This is a genomic window from Ruegeria atlantica (genome assembly GCF_013032455.1).
GTDB lineage: Bacteria > Pseudomonadota > Alphaproteobacteria > Rhodobacterales > Rhodobacteraceae > Ruegeria > Ruegeria atlantica_B.
Genome location: NZ_WQCF01000031.1, coordinates 1 through 3,572 on the forward strand (window position 1 = coordinate 1; position 3,572 = coordinate 3,572).

Genomic DNA, 3,572 nt, shown 5'->3' on the forward strand with positions numbered 1-3,572 from the left:
GAGCACCGAGCGTGGCGCACGACGAGAGCGGCTGTTGACCCCAGAAAGAAGTCTTTCATTCCGGGTTTGTGCGACGCGAGTACAATGCAGTCGATGCCGTGTTTGTTGGCATATTCGGTAATTGCGCGGCCTGCCGATTGACTTTCGATCAAGACAGAAGAGACTTCGGCTTCGTCTTTCAGGCGTTCGGCCAGACTCGCCTTCGCCTTCTCGAGAGATTTTTCAGCGATCCCTTCATCCATGTAGTACATGATCTGTCTATTTGGAGGTTCATGAATATGGGCCGCGGTGATTTTTCCGCCTTCCGAGAGCAGGGCGCGCGCTGCGGCAAGAGCAGGTTCACTGATGCCATGCTCAAGAGAGAGCGCTACTAAGATATTGCTGTACATTTCTAACCTCTAGTTAAAGGTTTCCACATTTCTGTTTTAGACTTGTCTCCCCCAACTTGTTCTTAAGGGAGATAACACGCACCCCAAACTTAAACTTGGGGTGCGTCCATCGATACAAGACGTGGTATTTGCACTTTCGCGCAGTTACCGACCCAACAGCAGGTCAGGCAGGAAGAGCGCGAGCTCTGGCACGAAGGTGGTCAGCATCAGGGTCGGAAGCCAGGCGAATACGATGAAGACCAAGGTTGGCCACAGCATACGCGAAACCGGCTCATCACAGACCTGGGCACCAAGATACAGCAATGGCGCTGTAGGAGGTGTGATATTCGCCATACCCAGGTTCACACCGATTACGGCCGCGAAATGGATCGGATCCATGCCGGTGCTCTGCGCGATGGGCAGCAAGATCGGTGTTGCCAGCAGCAGACCCGAAATATCGTCCATCAGCATCCCGATCAGGATCATCACGACGTTGATCATAAGAAGGATCACAATCGGATTGTCCGACACCGAGTAAACCATGTCTTTGGCCAACTGAGGCGCGCCTTGCGAGATCAGGTTGTCCGACACGATCAGAACCATGAAGATCATGACCATGACCACACCAATCGTGACGCCTGAGTTCTGAATGGTCTGAGCCAGCGTCTTCCAGGTCAGGCCACGGTAGAAGTAGATCGCGATCGGGATCGAGTAAACCACGGCGATACCGGCGGCTTCGGTTGGCGTCATGATGCCGCCATAGATACCACCCAGAATGATCAGCGGCATCATCAGCGCCGGTCCGGCCAGGCGTGCCTGTACTCCGAATGTCGGCAGAAACGGCTTGGGACGTTCCGTCAGATTGATGTTGTCATACTTCCGGAGCATGAACTGATTAACCACAATCAGAAGCGTGATCAGGATGATCGCGGGAATGACCGTGGACAGGAAGCATTTCAGCACGTGCTGTTGCGCAACCCAGCCATACAGGATGTGCGACGAGCTTGGCGGGATCAACAGACCCAGCGGGCTTGCCGCCACGATCAGCGCAGCCGATTGCCCACCCGGATAGTTAGCCTTTTTCAGGTGAGGCATCATGATGCCGCCAATACAGGTCAGCGTCGCGTTCGCACTGCCGGAAATGGAGCCAAATACACCACAGGCCAAGACGCCCGCAGCGCTCAGTCCACCTTTGACATGTCCAATGAACATCTCAGCCAGCGAGACGAGTGGTGCAGCAATCTTACCTTTTTCCATGATGCCACCAGCGATCATGAAGAGCGGAATCGCCAGAAGCACCAGTGAGCGAATCCCGGTTGAGCCGGTCGGCAAGTAGCCGGTGATGGATTGATCACCAACAAGGGCGATGAAAATCAAAACCGATCCGAATGCTACATAGACGCTAACGCCCAACAGCAGCATAAAGCAGACAATAAGAAGACTTCCTCCGATGATCATTGGGCTTCTCCTTTTTGCATTTCTGATCTCAGGGGCAGACCCAGCCCCTTACGGATATGCACGTACAAATATGCCGCCGTGAACGTAGCCATGAAGCCAAAGGCAACCATGATACAAATCCGCCAGGTTACGAACGGAATACGCAGCACCGGGGTTGCGCGTAGCCGGGGGAATGAGAAGTCATCAAGCAGCGAGACATAGCATGCGTACATGAGGAACAGGATCACAAGCACCTCGACTGTCAGGACGACAAAGCCACGCCACCAGATCAGCCGGGGATTTTGAATCACAATCCCAAGAATGTCCGCGTTGATGTGCAAGTTGCGGGCAGAGGCCAGAACAGCACCTGCGAAAAAGCCAATGATGCTGATACCGAGAAGCCATTCTTCGTAGGCAAAAAGGTCTCCACCAAATCCATAACGGATTACAACAACGGCTCCAAATGTGAACGCCATCAAGAAACCGGCAAACGTCACAATCTGCCTCATGACAAATGCCACTGCTTTCAACGGGTATCCGATAGCAACTGGCAGCTCATCAGTGATCTTTTGCGAGGTTTTGTTTTCTGCGCTTTCAATGATCACTGTGTGCTCAGCTGGTGAGCTAGACATCTTTCTCCCTCCCTCTGTTGAGCTAAAGATCGAAAAAGGGCCAACTGATTTGCTGGCCCTTTTCTTATTGCTTATTGTTGTTCTTTAGCTGCCAGCAGGCGGTCGATGATGTCCTGACCAACGCTCTGGGCCATCGCAGGCCAGACGGTCTCTTGGACGTGTTTGGCCATTGCAGCCTGCTCTTCGTCGCTCAGGCGCAGGATGGTGTAGCCTTTGTCCAGCAGTTTCTGACCGAATACTTCGTCATTCTCGCGGTTGTAAGCAAAGAAGTCTTCCGAAGCTTTGGTCAGCGCTGCCTGCAGTGCGGCAGCCTGTTCCTCGTTCAGCTTGTCCAGTGTACGCTGCGACGCGTAGAAGGTTGTCAGTTCCGAGATCGAGTTGTACTCGACGAAGTGGGTACCAACATCCGACTTGGCGAAGATCGAGTAGGTTGCGGTCTTGGTGCAGCAGATCGCGCCATCAACGATACCAGCCTGAAGCGCCGGGAAGATGTCACCCCATGCCATGGTGGTTGCCTGGAAGCCCAGTTCTTCAACCATCGACTTCACAACGCTGGACGACCAAACACGAATGTTCATGCCTTTGTCGTCAAAGTTGTTCCAGTTGTCGGGCTCTTGCGAAGCAACGATGCCGATGAACCCTTCGGGGTTCTGTGCCATCACGCGAACACCGTATTCGTCGGTGATCTCTTGCAGGATGGTGTTGAATTCGGAATCCATGTTCAGCAGGGTGTTTTCCATGTCATCCCAACCGCCCAGCAGGAACGGCATCGACAGGAATTCCAGACGGGGGTCAGTGTCTGCGTAGATAAATGCCGAAGCCAGATCGATGTTGCCGCGTGCAACATCTTCGAACAGGGCTTCGCCCGAACCCAGCTGGTTGGCCGGGAAAACTTCGATCTTCAGGCCAACGTCTGCGGCTGCAACATCTGCTGCGACCTGCTCCATCATTTTGGTGCCCTGGTGATCGATCGGGAACACGCCTGCAAAACGCAGAGTCATGTCTTCTGCGAATGCAGCCGTCGACATCAGTACGCTCAGTGCGCCAGCTGCCATACCTGTAGTAAATTTATTGAAACTCATCGAGTATCTCCTCCTAGTTGACGAGTAACGCCCGCTCAGCAGCATGCTGAAGC

Annotated in this window: 4 protein-coding genes; all 4 read right to left on the reverse strand. The window is 53.6% G+C overall.

Annotation, left to right across the window (positions count from 1 at the left end):
* Positions 1 to 389: universal stress protein (locus tag GOW93_RS20575; protein ID WP_170388255.1), on the reverse strand; the 389-nt coding region annotated here is incomplete at its 3' end.
* Positions 390 to 533: 144 nt separating this feature from the next.
* Positions 534 to 1,826: a TRAP transporter large permease gene (locus GOW93_RS20580; RefSeq protein WP_170388258.1), complete on the reverse strand. Its 1,293-nt coding sequence runs from the start codon at positions 1,824 to 1,826 to the stop codon at positions 534 to 536.
* On the reverse strand, positions 1,823 to 2,437 hold the full coding sequence (locus GOW93_RS20585) for a TRAP transporter small permease (protein WP_170388261.1): 615 nt from the start codon (positions 2,435 to 2,437) through the stop codon (positions 1,823 to 1,825). The genes GOW93_RS20580 and GOW93_RS20585 overlap by 4 nt, the downstream gene beginning before the upstream one ends.
* Positions 2,438 to 2,508: 71 nt before the next feature.
* Complete coding sequence (dctP, locus tag GOW93_RS20590; protein WP_170388264.1) at positions 2,509 to 3,519, reverse strand: TRAP transporter substrate-binding protein DctP; 1,011 nt, start codon at positions 3,517 to 3,519, stop codon at positions 2,509 to 2,511.
* Positions 3,520 to 3,572 lie beyond the last annotated feature (53 nt).